Raw genomic sequence first — 23,702 nt, 5'->3', positions numbered from 1 at the left:
ATGCGTCGTCTGGTTCCCGGGAACACCTGGGGTGTCGGTTTCGGCTCGCATCGGTCCTCAGCGAGACGTGAGTTGTCGTTCCGACACTCCAGTGTCGGCTTCCAGTTCGGTGCTGCGCTTCGAGTAGAGCACGGCGCCGATCAGCACCACGAGCGACACGCCGGCGATCGCGTAGCCGGCGGGCTCCGGACTCGACACGATCGGATTGTCCTCGTCGATGTTCGACAAGGCGATGATCGCCGGCAGGATCAGCAGCGACACCAGGTTCATCACTTTGATCAGGGGGTTGAGGGCGGGACCGGCGGTGTCCTTGAACGGGTCACCGACGGTGTCGCCGATGACTGCCGCCTTGTGTGATTCGGATCCCTTGCCGCCCTCGTGGCCGTCCTCGATGTACTTCTTGGCGTTGTCCCATGCGCCTCCCGCGTTCGACATGTAGTTGGCCATCAGCTGACCGGTGAGGATGACGGCAGCGAGGAACGCCCCCAACGCCGTGTAGCCCACACCGAAGCCGATGATGACGGGAGTGAGCACGGCGAGCAGCGCCGGCGTGGCGAGTTCGCGCAGAGATGCTTTGGTACAGATGTCGATGACCGGTCCGTAGTCGGGTTGGCGTTCGCCGGACATGATCTTTCCGTCGGCGAATTGGTTGCGGACCTCCTGCACGACGACGCCGGCCGTGCGCGAGACGGAGCGGATCGCAAGGGCCGAGAACAGGAAGCTGACCGATCCGCCGACGAGTAGACCGATGAAGACCTTGGGGTCGGCGACGTTGATCGGGACCGCATCGAACACTCCCCTCGCGGTGCCGTTGAGTTCCTCGACCAGAGCTGCGGGAAGGGTTTCGCTGGCCGCCGTCTCGATGTAGCTGGCAAAGATCGCAACCGCTGCGATCACGGCGGAACCGATCGCGAATCCCCTTCGTGACGGCCTTGGTCGTGTTGCCGACGGCGTCGAGGCTGACCATGATCTTCTCGGCCTCGCCTTCGAACTCGCCGGACATCTCGGCGATCCCCGCTGCGTTGTCGGCGACCGGGCCGAAGGTGTCCTCCGAGACGATCACGCCGGTGGTCGCCAACATGCCCATGCCGGTGAGGGCCACGAGGTAGAAGGAGAACTGGAGGTTCCCGCCGCCGAGGGCGAGTGCCGTGCCGATCGCGATCGCGATCGCGATGATGGCGTAGACCGACGACTCCATCCCCGACGCCGTCCCCGACAGCACGGTGGTGGCCGGTCCCGTGCGTGTCGCTGCGGCGATCTCCTGGACCGGCGCGTACTCGGTGCCGGTGAAGTACTCGGTCAGGCGACTCACGACCTGAGCGAGCACGAGCCCGATGACCACGGCGCCGAAACACTTCCAGCCCTCGTTGGCGTTGTCGTTGCCCACATACAGCAGCGCGACCAGAGCGGTGCCGACCACGGTGATGATCCCGGCGGTGAGGAACCCACGGTTGATCGGCTTGAGCGCGTTCGTCTCACCCTCCTTGGCACGCACCGCGAACACACCGGCGATCGATGCAATGACCCCGACCGCTCGGGCGGCGACCGGGAACACGAGCCCGAGCGCCGGGTTCGCGCCGATCGCAGCGAACGCCGGGACGCCCAGGATGATCGACGCGACCAACGTCACCTCGTACGACTCGAAGAGGTCTGCAGCCATACCGGCGCAGTCACCCACGTTGTCACCCACGTTGTCGGCGATCGTCGCCGGGTTACGCGGGTCGTCTTCAGGAATGCCCGCCTCGACCTTGCCGACCAGATCAGCGCCGACATCGGCGGCCTTCGTGAAGATGCCCCCGCCGACTCGCAGGAACAGCGCGATCAGCGAACCGCCGAATCCGAAACCGACGAGGATCGCAGAGCTCGTGTTCTGGAACAACAGGATGATCAACGTCGCCCCGAGCAGGCCGAGACCGACGGTGAACATGCCCGCCACGCCACCCGTGCGGAACGCCACCTTGAGCGCTGCGGGCAGAGACCCCGACTTCGCCGCCGCCGCGGTTCGAACGTTGCCACGTGTCGCCAGGGTCATGCCGATGTACCCGGTGAGCCCCGACAGGAACGCCCCAGCGACGAACGCGATCGTGCGGTACGCGCCCGACTCCATCCGCGACAACGCAATGACACCGTCGGGTTTGAGCACCTCGGTCGAAGTGAGGAACACGATGGCCGCGACCGGAATCATGATCACCGCAATCGTCTTGAACTGCCGGCTCAGATAGGCAGCGGCACCGACCTGGATCGCCAACGCGATCTCGATCATCTTCGGGGTGCCCTGCTCGGCGGCGAGAACACCCCGCATGAGCCCGAACCCGACCGCAATCGCAGTCAAGGCTGCGAGAACCGAGAAGAACAGCACCGTCATCTCGCCGCCGCCCAACACGAACTGTTGGTAGCCGCCTTCTGACGCGACGATTGTTGTGAACACGGTTGTCCCCCTGCGTTGGTCGACACCGGCGAATGCCGGTGTGTGTCCCACACGGCCTCAGCCGTGCCTCACGCGGATCCAGCCCCGCTACGTGAGTGACGAGAAGCTAGCCCACAACATCGCATCGGCGTCAAGTCATTGGTCGTTGGTCCAGGCACTCCAAGAAGCGATCGGTCCGAGCGCAACCGCCGCCCGTTCCTCAACGACCGACCAGCGGGTGCCAGATCAAGTCGCGGCCGGAAGCTTGCGCGGCCGGTACCCACGAACGGTTCCACGTCTGTCAGGGTGAAGTCCCCGCCATCAGGTCCGTAGATCACCAGGTCACGGAACATTTCGGTCAGCACTTCGGCCGATTGCCTCGCGAACCCCGCTTCGTCGGCATCGCAACCGGCGCCCGACCTCGTCGAACTGTTCAAGTTCACTCTCGCACCACACCCGTTGGCAAGATCCTCATATCCATGGCGTTGAAGGCCCGGGCCGGCGTCCACGAACTCGACCCCGACCAGGTCGTCAACCCGTCCGCTCGCGAGGCCGTCGGCGAGATCGCAAAGATCTGCGTCACGCCCACGCGGCGGCGCGCTCTTCGCCGCCCATCATCTGTTGCGTGCGCTCCTCCAGCCTCGACGCGAAGTCGATCGGCGCCGGCCAGTCGGACTCGGTGGTCGTGTGATACCAGAAAGACTCTCTCACCAGGTCGTCGTTCAACGCGGGGTCTCCATCGGCGACCGTCACCCCTCCGGCGTCCTCGGCTTCGCAGGTGACCTGGCAGTTCGGGCAACACTCCTTCGCTGAACGCCAGCGTTCCAGCCATGCCAGGTCGACAGTCCAGGAGTGGGAGCACTACCCACAGAGGAACTGCCGGTCCCGGTTGAAGTCGACTGGACGCTCCACCCGACGATTATCGCGCCGGCCGCACAGCGCTCGACGAGGATCTACCGCCCGATCCCAATCCGCGAGGGCTGTTCGAGGCGAAGTCGCTGGGGTCTTCGACCACGTCCTCTCGATGAACCCCGACTCCTGACTCCGCCTGAGAGGTCGGCAGAGATCTGAGAACCGTTCAGCGACGCCGTCGGAAGAGGACCGACCCGTCCGTGCGCATCAGCCGAACCGGACCGGCGTCGCTGTCACGTGACGAGCGAGCACAAGGGCTCCTACGGGTACGCAGGTGCAAGGAGCTCGGCCAATCGGTGCTGCCAGTTGTGCGGACCGCCGGAACGAGCGAGCCGATGTCCGATTGCGCCCGACGTTTCCCGTCCCACAGTCGACGGTCCGGCTGGTAACCGGGAAAGGGCCCCCGAGGGGTCCTATCCTTGCGCGTTGTCTTGCGAGAAACCTCGCAAGCCCCGCCTCTCTAGCTCAATGGTAGAGCAGTGGACTTTTAATCCATTGGTTCTGGGTTCGAGACCCAGGGGAGGCACCCGACACGATCTCCCACCGGCTCGTCATCCGCACCAGTCGGCTCCCCGCCGTTCCGTGCTCGCCAACTTTCGGGTGAGGGTGACGTATTGCGGTGCATGGATTCTGTCGGACGCGTACAGTTCTGCGTCATGCACCGGGCCACCGACACGCCACTGTTCAAGCGCCCGCTCGGTGGGATCGTCCTGGCCGTCCTCCTCGCTCTGGCCGCGCTCGTCGTCCCGACCGGCGGGGCCGACGTGGTCGGCGCCACCGCCCAGGACGATCTCGTCGTCGCATCGGGCTCGTTGGCGGGAAGTGCGTCGGCGTACAGGCCAGTCAACCCCGTCCGCATCCTCGACACCCGCACCGACGCCGGGATCAAGCGGGTGTACCGCAACTCGGCGTTCTCGATCGACCCGGTCACGAACACCGGCGTCGCGGACGCGGCCGGCGTGTCGCCCGGCGACATCACCGCCGTCATCGTCAACACCACCATGGTGCGCTCGGGTGGAATCGGCTTCGGCACGGTGTGGCCCACCGGCAGCCGGCGCCTCGCGACGTCCACCAACAACACCGAGTTCGCCGGGCACACCATCCCGAACCTCGTGATCGCCCCGCTCGGGCTCGACGGGAAGATCTCGGTGTACGCCTCGGCCGAAGCCGACGTGATCCTCGACGTGCTCGGCGTGTTCGTCGCGAGCGGTGCCGTCACGTCCGGCCGTTTCGAATCACTCGGTCCGACCCGCGCCTACGACTCGCGTGAAGGTGACCCCGAGATCCCGGCCAACGGCACCCAGGTCATCGACCTGAAAGGAGTCGGTGTCCCCGCCGACGCCACCGGCGTGGTCCTCAACGTCACCGCCGTCCGAAGCAAGGGTCGCGGCTACTACCGCGTGTGGTCGGCCGTCACCGCACCCCCGTCCCACTCGAGCATGAACGTCCTCGGCGTCAACTACAACGCCGGCAACCAGGTCATCACCGGTGTGAAGGACGGTCGGATCCAGGTGTTCTCCGACATCGGCGGCGGCCTCACCGTCGACGTCACCGGATACTTCACCGGCCCGTCGGCGGCATCGTCGACGGAGGGCCTCTTCGTGCCGTTCACCCCCGGACGCCTCCTCGACACTCGGGAGGCGTCGGGCCCCACCGGCGGCCAGCAGGTCGCCGGTGATCGCCTCCTCGCACTGCAGGTCGGCGGGCGCCTCGACGTCCCCGCCAACGGCGCCAAGGCCGTCGCCCTCAACCTCACCGCAGCGCGAGCTGCTGCCCGCGGTTTCGTCAAGGCATACCCCGGTGGCGCAGCCGCGCCCGGCACGTCGTCGCTCAACTTCACCAACCCCGGCCAGGTCGTGCCGAACCACGCCATCACGTCGCTCAACGCGTCGGGCGCGATCACGATCCAACCGAGCGTGAACACGCACGTGATCGTCGACGCCAGCGGATACTTCCTGGCTGCCGGCGCCCCGGTGCCGACAGGTGGATCGGCCGTCACCAAGACCGTCGTTCCGGGCTCCTTCGCGCCGGACGCCCTGCTGCCCGGGGACTCGCCGCCGAACGGTCCGTACGACTTCCTCTTCGATCGTGGTGTGTTCTTCGGGACCGGTCGTCGACCGAATCCGACGATCAAGGCTGCGTGGGACAACTGCCTGCCGCTGCGGTACGCGCTCAACGTCGATCTCGCCGAGAACGACCAGCAGATCCAGGTCCTGATCGACTCCGTCGAGGAGATGGAGGCCGCCACCGGCATCGACCTGCAGTTCGCCGGAGTCACCTCGGCCGGCATGAACATCGACGATCCGATCATCCTCCCCGAGAGCACCGGCGCACCGTTCCGGTATCTCCCGCCGGCCGACGGCGGCGGAACGGTCGACCTGGTGATCGGTTTCTCCGACCAGACCGACACACCCGAGCTGGCAGGTGGCGTGATCGGTGTCGGTGGCTCCCTCCGGAACCAGGTCGATGCCTCCGGGCGTGCACGACAGATCCGCGGCTTCGCAGTGATCGACCTGCCCGACCTGTACACCAGTGACGGACCCGCCGGGCCCATGACGCTGGGCCAGATCAAGGCCACGACCACCCACGAACTCGGGCACATGTTCGGCCTCGGTCACGTGGACACCAGCGCGAACGGCCGGGGTCTCAACGACACGTTCTTCTCCGACCTCGTGATCCGAGACCAACTGATGTTCCCGGCACTCGACCCGAGCAACGAGCCGGACTTCGACAACGGCGACCTGACGGGTCTGTTCGAGTTGTACGGCAACCGGCCGTGCAGCGGGTCGGGTGCACTCGGCGGCGACGAGAGCACCGGCGACGACATCGACTGGACCGACGTCACCGTCGTCAAGGTGCTCGACGACTTCTGACCCCGAGTCCGACCAGCCCCAGCGCCCTCGAGTCGGTCCCTCTGGTTCTGAATCGATCGGACCAACTGCCGTCCGAGTCAGGCCAAGTCGGTCCGATTGATTCAGAACAGATCGGACCAACCGCCGTCCGAGTCAGGCGAAGTCGGTCCGATTGATTCAGAACAGATCGGACCAACCGCCGTCCGAGTCAGGCGAAGTCGGTCCGATTGATTCAGAACAGATCGGACCAACCACCGTCCGAGTCGGTCCGAGTCGGTCCGATTGATTCAGAACAGATCGGACCAACCACCGTCCGAGTCAGTACAAGTCGGTCCGATTGATTCAGAACCAGAAGGACCGACTTGGTGCGGAGCTCCCGCCGGCGACGGCGTCCGTGGCTGTGTGCACGGACGTGGCAGGCTTCGACGATGACCGACCACGGCGAGATCGACGCAGCGTCCCTCGACGACGAGGGTCACGACGGCGCAGCGGCCTGTTCGGTCGAGATCATCGCGGACGCCTCCAAGGGCCTCGACGTGTGCGGTGACCTGTTCCGGCGAGAGCCGATCCGATCGACACCCGTCACCACGAGTCTGTACCCGGGACGAGCCAGCGCTCTGCTGCGGGTGTCGGCCGGTTCGGTCACCGTCGGTGTGGCAGCCGAGGAGGCCGAGGCGTACACCCTCACGCCGCTCGGCCCGGGCGCCGCTGCTGCGCTGGCCGACGTGTTGCCGATCGACCGACCGAGCACGTTGCTCGGTGCGGCGGGCGACGTGGCCGACGTGGCGGGCCGATGGACGGAGCGGTGCGACGGTGCCGTCGACACCGGACCGCTGTTCCGGTGGTACCGGCTGGGTGAGGCACCCGAGACGAGGAAGCACAAGGGCGCACTTCGAGCTGCGGGCACTGCGTCGATCGACCGTGCGGCGAGGTGGATGGTCGAGTTCGGTGTCGACGTCGGGTTGCCCGTGTCGGTCGACGCCGCGAGGACGAGGGTCACCGACGCGATCCACGAGGGGCGCCTCTTCGAATGGGTGATCGGTGACGAGGTCGTCAGCCAGGCGATCATCTCGCCCGCCCGATTCGGTGTGGTGCGCATCAACGGCGTGTACACCCCGCCACCGCTGCGCAAGGACGGCCACTCGAGCGCGATCACCGCTGCCGTGGCGACCCAACAGGTCGCTCGCCAGAAGGTCGACGACGTCGTGATCGACCAACCGGCGTCGACGGCGGTGACCAACCGGATGTACCGCCGACTCGGCTTCGCGTCCGCCTGGAACACGCTCGCCGTCCGACTCGTGCCGTGACGACGCAGGTTCGTTCCCGTGACGACCGCGCGCGGTGCACGCGTCGGTTCGCCACGGGTCCGACCCGCCCCGACACGAACGCGTCTCCGCTGACGACCGTCGGCCGACGGTCTCTAGAGTCGGGAACGTGACGTCGCTCGATTCCCGCCCTGCCCCCGGTTCCGTTCTCGGGACACGCGTGTTGCGGACGGAAGACCCTGCGTTGCTCACCGGCGAGCGGCTGTACGTGGCGGACCTCCCACTCGAAGGACGTCTGTACGCGTCATTCGTCGGGTCCGACGTGGCCCACGGAACGATCGAGTCCATCCACGTCGACGACGCCCTCGCCGTTCCCGGCGTGGTCCGTGTGCTGACCGCCGCCGATCTGGGCGTCGCGCCGCATCACGGGTTCGCACCGGTCGGGCCGGCGTTCCTGCGGCCGCCGCTCGCCGACGGCATCGTTCGTTTCGTCGGCGAGTCGATCGCCCTCGTACTCGGCGAGACACCCCAGGCTGCGGCCGACGGCGCCGACGCGGTGTGGGCCGAGATCGACCCGATGCCGACCGTGATCGACATGGAGGATGCGTTCGACGCCGACGCCCCGCTGCTGTTCCCCGACCACGGGTCGAACCGGGCGATCACCACCGTCGGCGACACCCTCGTCCCCGACTCCGCCCTCGATGCCGACGAGGTCCACGTCACGCGCGGTCGCTACGTCAACCAGCGGATGGCGGTCGCCCCGATGGAACCGGCGTGCTGCGCCGCCGAGGTCGACACCACCACCGGCCGCCTCACGCTGTGGGTCGCCAACCAGATGCCGCACACCGTGAAGCGTCAGCTCTGCGAGGCACTGTCGCTCGATGCCGACGACGTGCGCGTGGTCACGCCGCAGGTCGGTGGCGGGTTCGGCGGCAAGGCAGGTCTGTCCCACGAGTACTCAGCCGTGGCCGCCGCAGCCCGCTCGGTCGGCCGGCCCGTCGTGTGGGTGCCGCCGCGCAGCGACGACATGAAGACCTCGCTGCACGGCCGCGGTCAGATCCAGTACGTCGAGTTGGGGGTCCGCGACGACGGCACGTTCGCATCGATGCGCGTGCGTCTCGTCAGCGACGCCGGTGCCTATCCGAACGTGGGCGCGTACCTGTCGGGTCTGACGAAGAACATGGCGCAGGGCACCTATCGGTTCGACGACATCCAGTTCGACATCGCGGTCGCCGTCACCAACACGACACCGATGGGCGCGTACCGCGGCGCCGGGCGCCCCGAGGCCACGGCGATGCTCGAGCGCCTCATCGACCAGGCGGCGCTGGAGATCGGGATGGACCCGTTGGAGATCCGTCGTCGTAACCTGCTCGCCGACGACGTTTTCCCCTACACGACGATGATGGGGCCCGTCTACGACTCGGGTCGCTACTCCCTCACGCTCGACCAGGCTGCACGAGCAGTCGGCTACGAGTCGCTGCGTGCCGAACAGGCGGCGCGACGCGAACGGGGCGACACCAAGTTGCTCGGAATCGGGGTGGCGTCCTACGTCGAGGTGACCACCGGCTCGGGTGGCAGCGAGTTCGGTGCGCTCGACGTGCACGCCGACGGATCGGCCACGATGTACGCCGGCACACAGTCGCACGGCCAAGGGCACCAGACGGCGTACGCCATGCTCGTGTCCGAACAGACCGGGATTCCGGTCGATCGGATCCGACTCGTCGACGGTGACACCGATGCGATCCGCACGGGAGGCGGCACCGGCGGGTCGCGCTCGTTGCAACTGGCCGGATCAGCCGTTCACCATGCGACCGAACTCCTCGTGGAGCAGGCGCGCGAGGTGGCGGCGCGGATGCTCGAGGCCGACGCCGCCGACATCGTCGTCGACCGGGCCGCAGGCACGATCGGTGTCGCGGGTGTTCCCGCCCAGGCGCTGTCGTGGGCCGACGTCGCGACGCAGGCCGAGATCGACGACGCACCGTTGCACGGCGAGTTCGACTTCACGCAGGAGAACGGCACGTTCCCGTTCGGGACGCACATCTCGGTCGTCGAAGTCGACCGGGACACCGGCCAGGTGGCCGTCCTGCGTCACGTCGCAGTCGACGACTGCGGCACCGTGATCGCACCGCTCCTCGTGGAGGGTCAGCAGCACGGCGGCATCGCGGCGGGCATCGGTCAGGCGCTCTACGAGGAGATCCTCTTCGACGACGACGGCAACCCGGTCACCTCCAACTTCGCCGAGTACGGCGTGCCGTCGGCGGCGGAGTTGCCGTCGTTCGAGACGATCTCGACCGAGACGCCCACGCCGCTCAACCCGCTCGGCGCGAAGGGCATCGGCGAGGCGGCCACGATCGGGTCCACGCCGGCCGTGCAGAACGCGGTGATCGACGCGCTCGCGCATCTGGGCGTGCGCCACATCGACCTCCCGTGCACGAGTCAGCGAGTGTGGCAGACCATCCGTGATGCCGAGGCCGGAACACTCGCGGACCCGTGGCGAGAACCGCCAGCGATCTTCGCCGAGCTGCGATCCGAAGCGGCGGCGACGGGTGATTCCGGCGACGACGCCGAGGAGATCGTCATCTGAGGTGATCGCAACCGGCGTGGTCGAGATCACGGCAGACGCCGACCATGCCTGAGCGGTCCGGCGCGTCGTGGACGGTCTGCACGGAGTGCGACGGTCAGCGTGAAGCGGACGGTCGGCGTGGATATCGTAAGGCAACATCGCCGGCGCCAGCGTGCTGTCCACGACCGACGAGGAGGCCGGGGCCATGGCCCTGATGGAGTTCCTCCTCTCGCCCACGGCCCAGGAGTACTTCGCGAACGAGACGTTCGAGATCCCCGTCATCGAAGGCGCCGAGCTCCCGGTCGAACTGCCGGCGCTCGACTCCTTGACGCTGCCCGAGTTCGACCTCAACCTGCTGCTCGACCTGCAGGGCACGGTCGATCTGCTGACCGAGGTCGGCGCACTGTGACGCGTCGAGCGGACGGGACCTCGTTCGTACCGTGACAGCGACCGTCGCCGCTCCGCCGCACCGTCCGGCCCTGCGGGGCCGGGCCGCGGCGCGCGGCGGTGCCGGTCGATTGCTCCTCGATTCACCGATCATCCGGCTCCTCGCACTGCTGGTCGGCACCAGTGCGGCTCAGCCCGTACTCGATGTTCTGCCAACCGTCAGATGGGGGAACAGTGCCCAGTCCTGAGCGCCTCGACGCTGCCGAAGCGCTTGACGGCGGCGTGCACCTCGACGCCGCACTCGTCGGGTTCCACGACGGCAGGCTACCGGTGACCGATCACGGGGACTTTTCGGACCGGCCCGGTTCCGCCGAGGACACGGCGGCGTCACGTACTGTGCGCTCATGGCACAGCGATCCGCCGAGGTGGCGCTCACCAGGGTCCGAGCGATCTGCCTCGCCTACCCGGAGACCAACGAGCGGCTCAGCCACGGCTCGCCGTCGTTCTTCATCCGCGACAAGCGGACCTTCGTATCGTTCCACGACGACCACCATCACAGCGAGCGGATCGACATCTGGTGCCCCGCTCCCGCGGGCGTCCAGGAGCAGATGGTCGAGGCCGAACCCGAGCGGTTCTTCCGGCCTCCGTACGTCGGGGGCAACGGTTGGCTCGGCGTCTACCTCGACGTCGAGCCGGACTGGGACGAAGTCGCGGGAATCGTGGACGAGGCGTTCCGACATGTGGCGCCGAAGACGATCCTGAAGCTGCTCGACTGAGGACCGCGCTGTCGGCCTCCGGGTGGCGGGTACGAACCGGCCGAACACCCGCACACAGGTCACCGAGCGCAGTTGCCAGGAAGCGATTCCACCTGGTTCACCGCACCGACGTCCACCTACGATCACCCGGTGCTGATCGCCCTTCGTGACGCCTTCGCGGGCAATGGTGAACTGACCGAACGCCAGGGTGCCGTGGTCCTGTTCGCCTCGGGCACGGTGTTCAGCCTCACGGCGATCTCCCTCGCGGGCGTCGAGGACGCCAGCGACTTCCAGTTCCTCACCTACCGCGGCGCATCGACGGCGTTGGCGATGCTCGTCCTGATCGTGGCGCGTCGCGGCGGTCGCCCGGTGTCGTTCGCCGGTGTCACGCGGACCGTGTGGCTCGCAGGCGCCACGCTCGCGGTCACGTCGATGCTCTACATCCTGGCGTTGTCACGCACGACGGCGGCCACCACCGTGTTCCTCCTCGCGGCCGCGCCGATCTTCGCGGCCGTGATCGGGTGGCTGGTGCTGCGCGAGCGGGTCGAACGATCCACGATCGTCGCGATGTCGGTGACGGCGATCGGCGTGACGATCACGGTCGGAGCCGGCCTCGACGTCGGGTCGGTGACCGGTCTGCTCTTCGCCGCCGGGATCCCCGTCACGGTCGGGCTGTACAGCGTGTTGATGCGCTCGGTGTCGGGCGTCGACCCGGTGGTCCCGGCGCTGATCGCCGGGTCGCTTCTGGCGCTCGGTTCGGCGGTGGTGTCCATCGCCACCGATGGTCTCGCCGTCAGCCCGCGCGACGCCGTTCTCGCCTGCGTGTCGGGCGGGTTCGCGCTCGGAGTCGGACTGCCGCTGTTCAACCTCGGCCACCGCTCGGTCGCAGCCGCACGCGTGCCGCTGCTGTTGATGTCCGAGGTCGTCCTGGCCCCGATCTGGGTGTGGATCTGGCCGGGGCAGGCGCCGAGCGTCGCCACGCTGATCGGAGGTGCGATCATCCTCGGCGCCGTCGCGTGGTTGGTGCTCGTGTCGCACGACGCGCCCGACACCGCACCGAGCAGTCGCGTCCCGGCGATCCCTCTCGACTGAATCGTCAGGCGGGGCGCCGCACGCTGCGGCGATTCAGGTGGAACGGGCGATGTCGTACACGTGCAACTCGAGCGGTCGGCGCCAGTCGCCCATCGCCTCGTCGACGGCGGCGAGAGCGTCGGACGGAATCGCCTTCCACGACGCCTCGTCGACCCACACGATCACGGCGTGGACCCGGTCGGGGTGTGCTCGATCGGTCCAGGTCTGCTTGCTCACGAAGCCCGGCCGGGTGCGCAGGAACGTGGTCCAGATGCGTTCGTCGGCGTCGAGCCACTCGGCCTGATCGTGCGGCGCGACCGTGAAGGTGAGGAACTCGACGACGCCTGGGGCAGTGGCGTCCAGTCCATCACCGGAACGAGGATCGGGGCCGGTCGAGACGTTCATCCGGCGAAGTTCGCGGCGATGCGTTGCTGGAGGTAGTCGGCTGCCGTGATGGGAGCATGGCGGCCGCTCGGGCTCTCGATCACCACATCGCGGTCGGCCTGAGCGAAGTAGGCGATCGAGTAGCGGGCGTCGAGCAGGTGGGGATCGCCCGACGCGACGACTTCGTCGGGCCGCGGCATCCGCACCCGGTGCAACGTGGACGGAAGCTGATCGTCACTCCACCGCATCAGCATGTCGCCGATGTTGCACGTGACGGTCCCCGCCGTCGGTTCCACGTCGGTCCAGCCGAGCGGAGCATCGTCGGCGCGACCGGCGGCCTCGGCGCCGGGGCACAGTTGCAGTCCGCGCTGGCCTTCACGCTGGTGGAGCAGCGTCAGGCAGTCGTAGTCGGTGTGGGCGCCGGCTCGCCATTCGCCCGGGCGCAGGTCCGCGACCAGCATCGGCAGGTAGTGCAGGATGCGCAGCGTCGACTGGTACTCGGGCGACGTCGGATCGTGGCGCTCGGTGAAGAAGTCGTCGGCGAATCCGAGCTTGCGGGCGAACGAGGAGAGCAGGCGCATCGCGAGCGACCGGTTGGCGGCTTCGAACGATTCGAGGGTCGAACGGAAGCCGGCGATCTCGTCCTCGGTCGGCCACAGGTCCAGTTCGTCCATACGCGAGATGGTGACCTGGAACGTCTCCTTGTGGTCGTACGTGCCGGTCGACGGACGCTTCTGGGACTTGAACTCCCAACCCGAGTTGGTGCGGGCCGGCATCGATCGGCGCTCCTTCACCTCGGTCGGGAGAGCGAAGAAGCGTGCGGTCGCGTCGAAGACTGCGTCGATGTCGGCCTGCGGGATCCCGTGCCCGACCACCTGGAAGAAGCCGGTCTCGGCTGCCGCGGACCACAGAGCGTCGTCGATGTCGGCGTGCGTCGCGTCGGGATCATCGAGGTCGATCACGCGGATGTCGCGGTGAACCGCGACACCCTCGCCGCCGAAGGTGCGTTCCCTGGCGAGTTCGCTCTCGACTGATCCCAGCGGAGCGGCGGTCGGGACGACAGGGGTGGGAGATGCGTGGACAGGCGGCGTCATGGTGGTTCCTCGTTGGTGCGAGGGGCAATGACCTGCGATCCCGGTCGGGATGGCTGACTGCTTCTACCCGTTGTCGAGCCGACGATACACACGGCTGGTTTCCAGCGTGTGAACTGCGCCGATCAGCCGACGCCGACGGCGGACCGGGTCAGGCGCGGCTGCGCACGACGCGGACGATCAGCAGCAGCAGGATCGAGCCGATGATCGAGCCGACGATGCCTCCGGCCTGCAGTGCGCCGTCCTCGGAGTCGAACCCGAAGATCGCCGCGCCGAGGAAACCACCGAGCAGCGAACCGCCGACGCCGAGGGCCCAGGTCTGTACGAGCGACATGGAGTCGTCGCCGGGAACCACGGCTCGGGCGATGAGCCCGAACACGAAACCGAAGACGAGCAGGATGAGGATGAACCAGATCATGCGCCTCGGATACCCAGTGCCGGGGATTCCATTCATCGGGTCGGCGATCGAACACGTCGCACACGTCACGTGCGGCATCTCACCGGTGCTGCGGTGCGTCGGCTGGTCCTGACCCCGGTCGGACCGACTCGACACGTCAGCCGAGGAGCCAGCGTGCGACGCGGGCGCGCACCGGGGCGTTGCCGGTCGGCACGATGCGGAGCTCGGCCAGACGTTCGAGCACCGACGTGGCGAAGACGTCGGCGATCCGATCGGCGTCGAGCGGGTCACCCGACTCGGTGGCCGCGAGCACGGCCTTGGCGACGTGGTCGAGGTGTCGGCGTGACAACGGCTCGCCGGTGGCACGGGCGCTGTCGCGAGCGGAACGGGTGAGCTGGTTGACCATCTTCGTCGACGGCGTCCCCGCCCCGACCCGCTGCCAGGCGGCGGCGAGTTGGTCGTAGATGCGCCGCCAGTCGGCCGACTCGACGAGCGGGAAGCCGCGGTCGATCCGTCGGAGCTGGTGGGCCTCGTCCGGGACCGACGACGGGATGGCCTCGTTCGACCGGCTCGCCGATCCTGTGGCGAGGCCGTCGCCCGCCACGGCGACACCGCTGTCGTCCGACATCGTCTCGCGGTCGGGTGTCTCGATGACGATGGCGGCCGCGTCGTCGGTCGCGTCGTCGGCGGCAGCGTCGTCGTCGGTGGCATCGGCGTCGTCGGTGGCGTCGTCGTCGGTGGCGGCTCGGTCGACAGGTTGGTCGGTGCCGGACAGCGCGCGGCTGGGCGGGAGCAGGTAGGCGCGCCGGCCCGTGCTGATCTCGCCGTCGGGGATCGCCGCACGGAGGAACCTCTTGAACGTGCGGTAACCGAACCAGTCGTCGCTGACCTCGGCACCGAACTCGTGCTGGAGGGCCCAGGCGAGTGACGACAGTTCGAGTGGCCGATCGAGTGAGGACCAACGTTCGAGCAGGAGGTCGGCGGCGTCGGCCGCCGGGCCCGGGTTGACGTCCGGGTCGAGGGTGGGTTCGTCCGGTTCGTCGACCTGGACGGCGGTCTCCTGCACGATCGCCTCGTCGATGCGGTCGAGTTCGTTGCGCAGGTCCTCGGCGATGTCGTCGAGCGTCGCGAGGAGGTCGGCCATCCGGGTGCTGAGCACCTCGACGAGCGGCGGCGACCCCCCGGCCTTGCTGTAGGTGTCCTCGTGCGTCAACTCGCCCCAACTGTCCTGGAGCACGGTTCGCACCTGGAGTTCGCACGTGACCGGCGTGGCGTCCTGTTGCACGTTCAGGTTGATGTGCCAGCCGCGATAGCCCGACTGCTTCGGGTTCTCGATGTAATCGCGTTCGGAGTCGGGGTCGAGACCGAGCGGCCGTCGGCGACCGGCGGTGCGGGGCAGGTTCTCGAGCGCGACCTGCACGGTCTCGATGTCGCGCAGGTTGGTGCAGGTGAGTCGGACTCCGATGAGGTCGTCGATCACGGACGGGATGTCGTCGACCGTGTTCATCCGCCGCCGGTATCGAGGTTGGCTGACCTTGCGCCACGTGCGGCGCTTCGACTTCACGCGGCCCGAGAGGCTGCGGATGCGTGCGATGTCGCGCTCGGGCAGCGCATCGTCGAGTTCACGCTGCAGCGCGTCCATCGCACGGTCGAGCGCCGGCTGGAGCACGTCGGTGCAGTACGTGTCGTACCAACTGCCGAACTCCGCGTAGCCGAATCCCGACGAGCCGGCAAGGTTGTCGTTGCGCTCCCCCATCGGCCACGACCCTACGGCGCGGGGAACGTGCGGACCATCGACGGAGGCCGACGCCGTCAGTTGGTCCGATCCATTCTGAACGGATCGGACCGACTCGACCGGCCGTCCCGGTCCCCGCGAGTCAGGTGGGTGGCTGGTAGTCGGTGTTGCGGTCGATGTTCATGTACATGTCGTTGGCGATCGGGTCGACCATCTCCTCCGCGAGTTGACCGAGGAGGCCAGCGCAGCGTGCGAGCAGCGCGAAGCCGCGCGTGACGCCCAACGGCAGGTCGACATCGGCGAGGACGGCCCCGCACACCCCGGCGCCGTTGAGCGGCAACGTGCGCCCGAGGACGTCGGGGTGGGCTCGCCCGATCGCCTCGAACAGGGCGAGGTGCGGCCCGAACACTCCGTGCTCGCGAGCGAGCGCGAACAGCGCCGGCGTGCGCGGGTCTCCCTGCTTGTGGACCGGGTGGCCGAGCCCGGGGACGAACTTCCCGGCGGCCTTGGTGTCGGCCACGATGCGCGTCGCCACTGCGTCCCACCCGGCGTCGTCCGTCGGCACGTCGTCGAGCGCGTCGAGGGCGTCGTGGAGGAAGTTCGCCGAGTTCTCGGTCACGCCGAGGAAGCGCGATCCACCACCGAGGAGGCCGGCCGCCACTGCGCCCTGGATCGAGTCGGGCGCGCTGAGGTACGTCTGGCGCGCCGCGATCGCGGTGGGCGTGAAGCCGTGGTCGGCGAGTGCCACGAGCACCGCTTCGAACAAGATGCGCTGGCCCTCGGTGGGTCGGCGCTTGGCGACCATCCAGTAGGCGAGTTCACCGAAGGTCACTGCGCCGAGCAGATCCTGGATCTCGTGTCCGAGCAGCCAGATGTGATCGAGGTCGGACGCACCCAGGCCGGTGCGGTAGGTGGGCGGCTGGGCGGCGGGCGTGGTGGGTTCGGTCATGTAGGTCTCCGTGGGATGGATTCGATGGCCCGACCCCGACGACCCAGCGGATCGCATCCGGGCAGGTACGGGTTCGGATGGGACGAGCGGGTTCGGACGGGCGGGATGGGATGGGATGGCGCTGGACCTGATGGCGCGGCTTCGGATGGCGCGGCTTCGGATGGCGCGGGCGGGTCAAGCGGGCGCAGAGAGCCACTCGCGGACGCTGTCGGAGTGTTCGCCGAGCAGCGGTGGCGGTGACGTGTAGCGGGGTTCGGCCTCGCTGAACGAGATCGGGTTGCGGATCAGGTCGACCTCGCGGTCACCTTCACCGACGGTCACCCGCGGTCGGAGGCCGAGGTCATCGGCGAGTTGCACGCCGTCGGCGATCGAGTTGATCGGACCGCACGGCACGCCCACCTTGTTGAGCGCGATGAACAGGTCGTCGGCGGACCATTCGGCGAGCTTCTCGAGCAGCAGGGGATGCACCTCGTCGCGGTTGTCGGCGCGATCGGCGTTGAGAGCGAAGCGTTCGTCCTCGGCGATCTCCGGGATCCCGAGCACGTCGCAGAACGAGCGGAACTGGCGGTCGTTTCCGACGGCCACGATCACGTCGCGATCCTTGGTCGGCATCGGTTGGTACGGGTAGACGCTCGGGTGTGCGTTGCCCATCCGGGTCGGCACCACACCGCCGGCCACGTAGGCGCCCGTGTGGTTGACGAGTCCCGACATCGCCGAGGAGAGCAGGTTGACCTCGACGTGCTGGCCGACTCCGGTCTCGTTGCGCTGGTTCAGTGCTGCGAGCAGACCGATCGTGCCGTGCAGACCGGTCATCACGTCGAACACCGAGATCCCGGCGCGGTAGGCGGGCCCGTCGGCGTCGCCGGTCAGGCTCATCAGCCCCGAGACGGCCTGCACGACGAGGTCGTAGCCCGGGAGCCACGCACCCTCCGCCGTACCGAAGCCGCTGATCGACAGGTAGACGAGTGCGGGGTTGATCTCGCGTGCCGTCTCGTAGTCGAGGCGGAACTTCTCGAGGCCGCCGGTCTTGAAGTTCTCGATCACGATGTCCGAGCGACGGAACAACTCGTGGACGAGGGCGATGTCGTCGGGGTCCTTGAAGTCGAGCACGATCGACTGCTTGTTGCGGTTGATCGACATGTAGTAGGTGGCCACGCCGTTCTTCTCGGGCGGCGACCAGGCGCGCGTGTCGTCGCCTCCGGGGCTCTCGACCTTGATCACGGTCGCTCCGAGGTCGGCGAGCAGCATCGAGGAGTACGGCCCGGCGAGGACGCGCGAGAGGTCGCACACGATCAGCCCGTCGAGGGGCCCGCGCTTGGGAGTGGCGTCCGTGGTGGTGGATTCCGAACCGGTTGCGGCGCTCGGGGGAGGGGTGTCAGGCATGGTGGCTACTCTTTCGGGGAGTGACGAGGGAACGGAACGGCGGGCCCGTCGACAGGACCGCCCGCCGAACGAGCGGCGACTTCGTCGAAGCACTCGCTCGCGGGTTGGACATCGTGACGTGCTTCGGGCCGACGGCGGTCGAGTTGACCGTGAGCGACGTGGCGACCCGGACGGGATTGGCCCGGCCCACGGCGCGGCGGCTGTTGATGACCCTGGAGACGCTCGGGTACGTGCGGTCGGACGACGGCGTGTACTCGCTCACGACCCGCGTCCTGCGGCTCGGGACCGCCGGAATCGCGGCGCAGGGTCTGTGGGACGTGGCCCGCCCGCACCTCGCTGCGCTGGTACGCCGCACGAACGAGTCGAGTTCGATGTCGCAACTCGACGGCAGTGACATCGTGTACACGGCCCGTGTGCCGGTTGCCAAGATCATCGCGCTGTCGGTCAACATCGGGACGCTGTTCCCCGCAGTGGCCACCTCGATGGGACACGTCCTGCTCTCCGAGCACAGCGCCTCCGAGCTCGACGAGGTGCTGGCGACACCGTCGCGGTCGGGGATCATCCCGCGTGTGGTGCCCAGCCGCGCCGCTCTCGACACCAGCTTCGCAACGGTTCGCGATCGTGGGTGGGCTCTGTCCGACGAAGCACTGTCGGTCGGCATCCGGTCGATCGCAGCTCCGGTCCGCGACACGAAGGGCCGCATCACGGCGGCGGCCAACGTGACCGTGCACGCCGCCGAGACGTCGATCGAGAAGCTGACCGACGAGTACCTGCCGCACCTGCTGGAGACCACGGCGGCGATCACCGCGGCGTGGGCCGATCGAGCGCTGTTGCCGGTCGCATCGGCGGACGAGGACGCGGACGTCGGCTCGTCCGTCCGCTCGTCCGACCGCTGAGCGCAGGCCGTCGGTGCACGCCGGAGTTCGATCGGCGTCATGTCGACGGGCAGATCGGTGGTCGGTACGGTGCGATGGAGGTGCCGGTTCAGCGGTACGGGTTGTTGCCGGTGTGGTCGCCGGCGAGCCAGCGGTCGAGGGTCTCGTGGGCATCGACGCGGCGCGCCGCGTTGACCTCGTCGACCTCGGCCACGTCGACGGTGAACTCGAGCAGCATCCCGTTCGGGTCCTCGGTGTACAGCGAGCGGCAGTAGCCGTGCTCGAGGACGTAGGTGCCCTCGGGCTTCCAGTTCGCTTCGGTGAGCCGACGCTGGAGTTCGCGCTGGCCTTCGTCGTCGACCTGGAGGGCGATGTGGCGGAAGGGCGACGGTGCGAGTTCGGGGTCGAACAACTCCTGGTCGGACTCCTCGGCGAACTGGAAGAACGCGAGTGCACTTCCGTCGGCCAGGCCGTAGAAGGTGTGGCAGTAGACGCGCACGGCACCGAACAGTTCGTCGGACTCCGCCCACGTGGCGAGCAGCGGGAACCCCAGGATGCCTTCGTAGAAATCGCGGGTGGCGCCCTGGTCCTTGGTGACGTACGCCGTGTGGTGGAGTCGCTTGACGAGCGGTGCGGGGCCGGTCTCTTCGGTGGCGGTGTCTTCGGTGATTGTTTCTTCGGTGGCGGTCATGGGTCCCTCTGGTGGTCGAGTGCCGTTGTGATGTGCGGTCGATCGGAACGTGCGGTGCGATCCGTCCCCCATCATCACTCATCCGATCAGCGAGATCGAGGGGTGTCCGCTGCACGGGCAGTGTACCGCTGTGCGTACACTGGCGCCAGTCGGGCCGACGACTCGACGGACGACCGAACAGTCCGCACCACCCCGTGCCCGCCCAGAACCAGCCCTACACGATCCCCGAACCAGCCCGACCGTTCCACTCTCGTATCAGCCCGTACCACCCCCGACCCATGCTCACCCTGATCCACCGATGATCGCTCGGTGCACCGACCGACGTCCCGAGCACGCCGGGCGGGCGGAGCCGTCGTGACCCCGCCGGCGTTCCCGCCGACCGGCCGTGGCGGAGCCATCGTCCTGGTCCACGGTGCCTGGGTCGGCGAATGGTGCTGGGAGCCGGTCCTCCCGCTGATCCGGCGATCGGGTCGGGCGGTCCACGCGGTGTCCCTGCGGGGCCACGGGGTGCGGGCACGCGAGTCCGGGCCGCACATCACCCTCGACGATCACGTCGACGACCTCGTCGACCTCGTGGACACGTTCGACCTCGACGAGGTCACCCTGGTCGGCCACAGCTACGGCGGCCGGGTCGTCACGCGGGCGTGGCCGAGGGTGGCCGACCGGGTGGACCGTCTCGTCTACCTCGACGCGCACGCACCGCTCGGCGAGGCAGCGATCGAGCGAGCGACCGGTCATCTCGTCGAGCGCGACGGCATGGTGCCGTTCGACAGGTTCACGCCCGACCCCGCCGAGTTCGGAGGCGCCGACGCCGTCGACTGGTTCACGTCACGGCTGCGTCCGCAGTCGGCGGCCACCCTCTCTGCGGACTTCGCCGTCGACCTCCCGACCGATGTCGACACCACCTACGTGGCCGCGACGAAGGACGCCGACTCCCCGTTCGCCGGATACGCAGCGGCGGCTCGCGCGTCGTGCGACTGGAGGTTCGGCGAACTCGACTGTTCGCACTGGTTGATGATCGCCCGACCGGTCGAGGTCGCCCGGATCGTCCTCGACCCGACCACGCTTCCCCTGACCCACCCGACCTCCGGAGATCCCCGATGACCACACGCACCATTGCCTCCACCCACACCGGCAGCCTCCCCCGACCGGATCGCCTGATCACCACGATGTGGGCGGCCGGTGACGGGGTCCCCGTCGACGCGGTCGCGCTCGAGGAGCAGATCGACGACGCGGTGCGCGAGGTCGTCGCACGCCAGATCGATGCCGGAATCACCGTGATCAACGACGGGGAGATGTCGAAGCCGTCGTACGCCACCTACGTCCAGCACCGTCTGTCGGGGTTCGACGGCGAGTCGGTGCAGACCTACCACTTCGGTGATCTCGTCGACTTCCCGCGCAGTGCCGAGATGGTGGCCGACAACCCGGGGCGCCGCAAGCGTTCGGCACCCGCCTGCAACGGGCCGATCGGGGTGAAGGATCCACGACCGGCCGTCGACGACATGACGCGTCTGTCACGGGCGGCCGACGGCCACCAGATCTTCACCAGCGCCGCATCGCCCGGCGTGGTGTCGCTGTTCTTCGGCAATGAGTACTACCCCGACCACGAGTCGTACCTGTTCGCGATCGCCGACGCGATGCGCGTGGAGTACGAGGCGATCGCAGACGCCGGAGCGATCGTCCAACTCGACTGCCCCGACCTCGCGATGGGGCGCCACTCCGCCTACGCCGACCTCGACGACGAGGAGTTCCGCCGGATCATCTCGATCAACATCGAGGCGTTGAACCATGCGGTGCGCAACATCCCGGCCGAACAACTGCGGATGCACCTGTGCTGGGGCAACTACCCGGGGCCACACCACTGCGACATCTCGATCGCCCAGATCGCCGACATCGTGTGGACTGCCAAGCCGCGGACGGTGCTGTTCGAAGGAGCCAACCCGCGTCACGCACACGAGTGGAAGGTGCTCGCCGAGATCGGCGTGCCCGCCGACAAGATCATCTGCCCCGGCGTGATCGAACCGCAGTCGAACTACATCGAACACCCCGAGGTCGTCGCCCAACGGCTGGAACAGTGGGCCACGGTCGTCGATCCCGAACGACTGATGGCCGGGGTCGACTGCGGCTTCTCCGTCCACGTCGGCATCCGCAACATCGACCCGGACGTGGCCTTCGCGAAGCTCGCCTCGCTCGCCCATGGATGCGAGCTCGCATCGGAACGGATCTTCCGTTGACTGCTTGTGACATCAGTGACATCTCCATTTATTTGCGTTCGCAAATACTTTCGTTAGGATCATTTCCATGACAGAAACAGCATCACTCCCCCTCTCCTTCGGGATCTGGACCGCCGACCCGTCGCACTCGACGGTCGGCTTCACCGTTCGCCACCTCGGCCTCGCCAAGGTCCGCGGTCGCTTCGACGGCGTCGAGGCCAGCCTCACCGTCGGTGACGACCTCGGGTCCAGCGTCGTGTCGGCGGTCGTCGACATGAGCACGGTCTCCACCGGCAACACCGACCGCGACGCCCACCTCCAGCAGGCCGACTTCTTCAACGCCGAGGCCAACCCGACGATGGTGTTCAACTCCACGTCGATCGTCGGCAGCGGCGAGGAGTACACGCTCCTCGGCGACCTCTCGATCAACGGCGTCACGAAGCCGGTCGAGCTCGAGGTCGAGTTCTTCGGCACCTCGGTGTTCCCGATGGACCAGTCGACCCGCGCCGGGTTCTCGGCGACCGGTCAGATCTCGCGCAAGGACTTCGGCATCGAGTTCAACGTCCCGCTCGGCGGCGACAAGGTGATGATCAGCGACAAGGTCGCGATCGAACTCGACATCCAGCTCGTCGCTCCTGCCTCGGCCTGACCTCTCCCGTCACGTTCATCTCGCCGGAGCCCGGTTCACCGCATCGACGCGGTGGGCCGGGCTTCGTCGCGTTCCGGCCGCAGCGGGTGCAGTCGCGTCACTCCCGTGCAGTCCGTCAGTCGCCCGCAATCGCGTCTGTCGCCCGCAGTCCGTCAGTCCCGCGTAGTCCCGTCACTTGCGTGCAGTCCGTCAGTCGCCTGCAGTCACGTCTGAGTCGTGCAGTCCCGGCAGTCCCGGCAGTCCCGGCAGTCGCGTGCAGTCGCGTGCAGTCCCGCGTAGGCGCGTGCAGTCGGTTCAGAGTCGGGCGGCGAGGCGCTGGAGTTTCGCTTCGTACTCGGCGTCGGTGAGGAGGTCGGCGAGGTGAAGCGCAGTGATCGCCTGCATCAACACCTCGGCCTCGAGCCGGCGGATGCGTGATCCGGCGGCGGGCCGATCATGTCCGCGGAGCGTGGAGACGTCGGTGAATGCGAGCACGCTCCTTCATCGGCTCGTCCGGTCGAGATCTTGACCGATGCTCGGATCGCGACCGTTGCTCAGGTCCCGACCGTCGTCCAAATCTCGACCCTTGCTCAGATCTCGACCGTTCAGTCCGTCGATCGGCCCGCGACGCAGATCGGGTTGTCGCATGTGGCCGACCGGCATGGTCGGTGAGCACGATGCCGCCGGGTGCGTTCGTTGGCGAAGCCGTCGATGCACTCCTGGCGCGGGCAGTCCTCGAACCCGCACGGAAGGCCCACGCGGTGCCGATCCGCCTGTCGACGGTGCGTCCGATCCGGTGTCGGTCCACCGGTTCGCCGATCAGCGGCGGACGATCTCTCCGTCGGCGCTGCTCCGGCCGTCGAGTCCACTGCACTGGTCGACATGGTGGCGGGCGCTGCGGTCGGCGGCGGGACCGGTCGCTCGTCGCGCACGGGGGCCGATGACGAGGCGGACGCGGACGACGCAGACGAGGACGAGTTGGGCGGCGACGAGCTGGGTGACGACGAGTTGGTTGACGACGAGTTGGTTGACGACGACGCAGGCGAGGACGAGTTGGTCGACGACGAGCTGGGCAACGACGACGTGGGCGACGACGCAGACGAGGAGCCTGCTTCACGAGCGGCGACGCAGACCGGGACGGAGC

20 protein-coding genes, 1 tRNA gene and 1 pseudogene are annotated in these 23,702 nt (G+C 68.0%); 11 read left to right on the top strand and 11 right to left on the bottom strand.

Annotated features, from left to right (window positions below; translation table 11 throughout):
• Positions 1–57: 57 nt before the first annotated feature.
• The 3 genes and pseudogenes from ABJK40_RS10800 to ABJK40_RS10790 form a co-directional block, all read right to left on the bottom strand.
• Positions 58–897 carry a sodium/proton-translocating pyrophosphatase gene (locus tag ABJK40_RS10800; protein WP_348481313.1) on the bottom strand — a complete coding sequence of 280 codons (840 nt, stop codon included), beginning with the start codon at positions 895–897 and terminating at the stop codon, positions 58–60.
• An 85-nt stretch (positions 898–982) separates the two neighbouring features.
• Positions 983–2,302, bottom strand: a pseudogene (locus ABJK40_RS10795) (sodium/proton-translocating pyrophosphatase); the annotation flags it as partial.
• Between the two features lie 684 nt (positions 2,303–2,986).
• Entirely contained in the window at positions 2,987–3,160 is a 174-nt protein-coding gene (locus ABJK40_RS10790; protein WP_348510258.1) for a hypothetical protein, read from the bottom strand.
• A 613-nt stretch (positions 3,161–3,773) separates the two neighbouring features.
• Here ABJK40_RS10790 and ABJK40_RS10785 point away from each other — a divergent pair.
• The 7 genes from ABJK40_RS10785 to ABJK40_RS10755 all read left to right on the top strand — a co-directional run bounded on the left by ABJK40_RS10785 (position 3,774) and on the right by ABJK40_RS10755 (position 12,233).
• Positions 3,774–3,845, top strand: a tRNA-Lys gene (locus tag ABJK40_RS10785).
• A 130-nt stretch (positions 3,846–3,975) separates the two neighbouring features.
• Positions 3,976–6,192 carry a hypothetical protein gene (locus tag ABJK40_RS10780; protein WP_348481310.1) on the top strand — a complete coding sequence of 739 codons (2,217 nt, stop codon included), beginning with the start codon at positions 3,976–3,978 and terminating at the stop codon, positions 6,190–6,192.
• A gap of 407 nt (positions 6,193–6,599) precedes the next feature.
• The gene (locus tag ABJK40_RS10775) at positions 6,600–7,478 is read left to right on the top strand and encodes a hypothetical protein (protein WP_348481308.1); all 879 of its coding nucleotides are present in this window, start codon (positions 6,600–6,602) and stop codon (positions 7,476–7,478) included.
• A gap of 127 nt (positions 7,479–7,605) precedes the next feature.
• Positions 7,606–10,020, top strand: a complete 2,415-nt coding sequence (locus tag ABJK40_RS10770) for a xanthine dehydrogenase family protein molybdopterin-binding subunit (protein ID WP_348481306.1) — start codon at positions 7,606–7,608, stop codon at positions 10,018–10,020.
• A 151-nt stretch (positions 10,021–10,171) separates the two neighbouring features.
• Entirely contained in the window at positions 10,172–10,408 is a 237-nt protein-coding gene (locus ABJK40_RS10765) for a hypothetical protein (protein ID WP_348481304.1), read from the top strand.
• Positions 10,409–10,790: 382 nt separating this feature from the next.
• On the top strand, positions 10,791–11,162 hold the full coding sequence (locus ABJK40_RS10760) for an MmcQ/YjbR family DNA-binding protein (protein WP_348481302.1): 372 nt from the start codon (positions 10,791–10,793) through the stop codon (positions 11,160–11,162).
• Between the two features lie 129 nt (positions 11,163–11,291).
• Positions 11,292–12,233, top strand: coding sequence for a DMT family transporter (locus ABJK40_RS10755; RefSeq protein ID WP_348481300.1), 942 nt, complete (start codon positions 11,292–11,294; stop codon positions 12,231–12,233).
• A gap of 33 nt (positions 12,234–12,266) precedes the next feature.
• Here the strand turns inward: ABJK40_RS10755 and ABJK40_RS10750 are convergent, their stop codons facing one another.
• The 6 genes from ABJK40_RS10750 to ABJK40_RS10725 all read right to left on the bottom strand — a co-directional run bounded on the left by ABJK40_RS10750 (position 12,267) and on the right by ABJK40_RS10725 (position 18,151).
• Positions 12,267–12,617 (bottom strand): TIGR03792 family protein, encoded by a 351-nt coding sequence (locus ABJK40_RS10750; protein WP_348481298.1) that lies wholly within the window; start codon positions 12,615–12,617, stop codon positions 12,267–12,269.
• A complete protein-coding gene (locus ABJK40_RS10745; RefSeq protein WP_348481296.1) occupies positions 12,614–13,690 on the bottom strand; it encodes a 2-oxoglutarate and iron-dependent oxygenase domain-containing protein in 1,077 nt (358 codons plus the stop codon). The genes ABJK40_RS10750 and ABJK40_RS10745 overlap by 4 nt, the downstream gene beginning before the upstream one ends.
• A gap of 148 nt (positions 13,691–13,838) precedes the next feature.
• A complete protein-coding gene (locus tag ABJK40_RS10740; RefSeq protein ID WP_348481294.1) occupies positions 13,839–14,105 on the bottom strand; it encodes a GlsB/YeaQ/YmgE family stress response membrane protein in 267 nt (88 codons plus the stop codon).
• Positions 14,106–14,241: 136 nt separating this feature from the next.
• Complete coding sequence (locus tag ABJK40_RS10735; protein WP_348481292.1) at positions 14,242–15,840, bottom strand: RelA/SpoT domain-containing protein; 1,599 nt, start codon at positions 15,838–15,840, stop codon at positions 14,242–14,244.
• Positions 15,841–15,961: 121 nt separating this feature from the next.
• On the bottom strand, positions 15,962–16,768 hold the full coding sequence (locus ABJK40_RS10730) for a citryl-CoA lyase (protein ID WP_348481290.1): 807 nt from the start codon (positions 16,766–16,768) through the stop codon (positions 15,962–15,964).
• Between the two features lie 174 nt (positions 16,769–16,942).
• Positions 16,943–18,151, bottom strand: coding sequence for a CoA transferase (locus tag ABJK40_RS10725; protein WP_348481289.1), 1,209 nt, complete (start codon positions 18,149–18,151; stop codon positions 16,943–16,945).
• Between the two features lie 20 nt (positions 18,152–18,171).
• On the opposite strand from ABJK40_RS10725, the gene ABJK40_RS10720 reads away from it, so the two are divergent.
• The gene (locus tag ABJK40_RS10720; RefSeq protein WP_348481287.1) at positions 18,172–19,047 is read left to right on the top strand and encodes an IclR family transcriptional regulator C-terminal domain-containing protein; all 876 of its coding nucleotides are present in this window, start codon (positions 18,172–18,174) and stop codon (positions 19,045–19,047) included.
• 88 nt (positions 19,048–19,135) lie between these two features.
• On the opposite strand, the gene ABJK40_RS10715 is transcribed toward ABJK40_RS10720, so the two are convergent.
• Positions 19,136–19,717, bottom strand: a complete 582-nt coding sequence (locus ABJK40_RS10715) for a VOC family protein (RefSeq protein ID WP_348481285.1) — start codon at positions 19,715–19,717, stop codon at positions 19,136–19,138.
• A gap of 309 nt (positions 19,718–20,026) precedes the next feature.
• On the opposite strand from ABJK40_RS10715, the gene ABJK40_RS10710 reads away from it, so the two are divergent.
• The 3 genes from ABJK40_RS10710 to ABJK40_RS10700 all read left to right on the top strand — a co-directional run bounded on the left by ABJK40_RS10710 (position 20,027) and on the right by ABJK40_RS10700 (position 22,579).
• Positions 20,027–20,821 (top strand): alpha/beta fold hydrolase, encoded by a 795-nt coding sequence (locus tag ABJK40_RS10710; RefSeq protein ID WP_348510257.1) that lies wholly within the window; start codon positions 20,027–20,029, stop codon positions 20,819–20,821.
• Positions 20,818–21,951 (top strand): cobalamin-independent methionine synthase II family protein, encoded by a 1,134-nt coding sequence (locus ABJK40_RS10705; RefSeq protein ID WP_348481281.1) that lies wholly within the window; start codon positions 20,818–20,820, stop codon positions 21,949–21,951. The genes ABJK40_RS10710 and ABJK40_RS10705 overlap by 4 nt, the downstream gene beginning before the upstream one ends.
• A gap of 67 nt (positions 21,952–22,018) precedes the next feature.
• Complete coding sequence (locus ABJK40_RS10700; protein WP_348481279.1) at positions 22,019–22,579, top strand: YceI family protein; 561 nt, start codon at positions 22,019–22,021, stop codon at positions 22,577–22,579.
• A gap of 294 nt (positions 22,580–22,873) precedes the next feature.
• Here ABJK40_RS10700 and ABJK40_RS10695 read toward each other — a convergent pair whose 3' ends face one another.
• On the bottom strand, positions 22,874–23,053 hold the full coding sequence (locus ABJK40_RS10695; RefSeq protein ID WP_348481277.1) for a hypothetical protein: 180 nt from the start codon (positions 23,051–23,053) through the stop codon (positions 22,874–22,876).
• Positions 23,054–23,702: the final 649 nt, after the last annotated feature.

Source organism: Ilumatobacter sp. (genome assembly GCF_039969435.1).
GTDB lineage: Bacteria > Actinomycetota > Acidimicrobiia > Acidimicrobiales > Ilumatobacteraceae > Ilumatobacter_A.
Note: the sequence above shows the minus strand (reverse complement) of the source record. Positions and strands in the feature narration are given on the sequence as shown.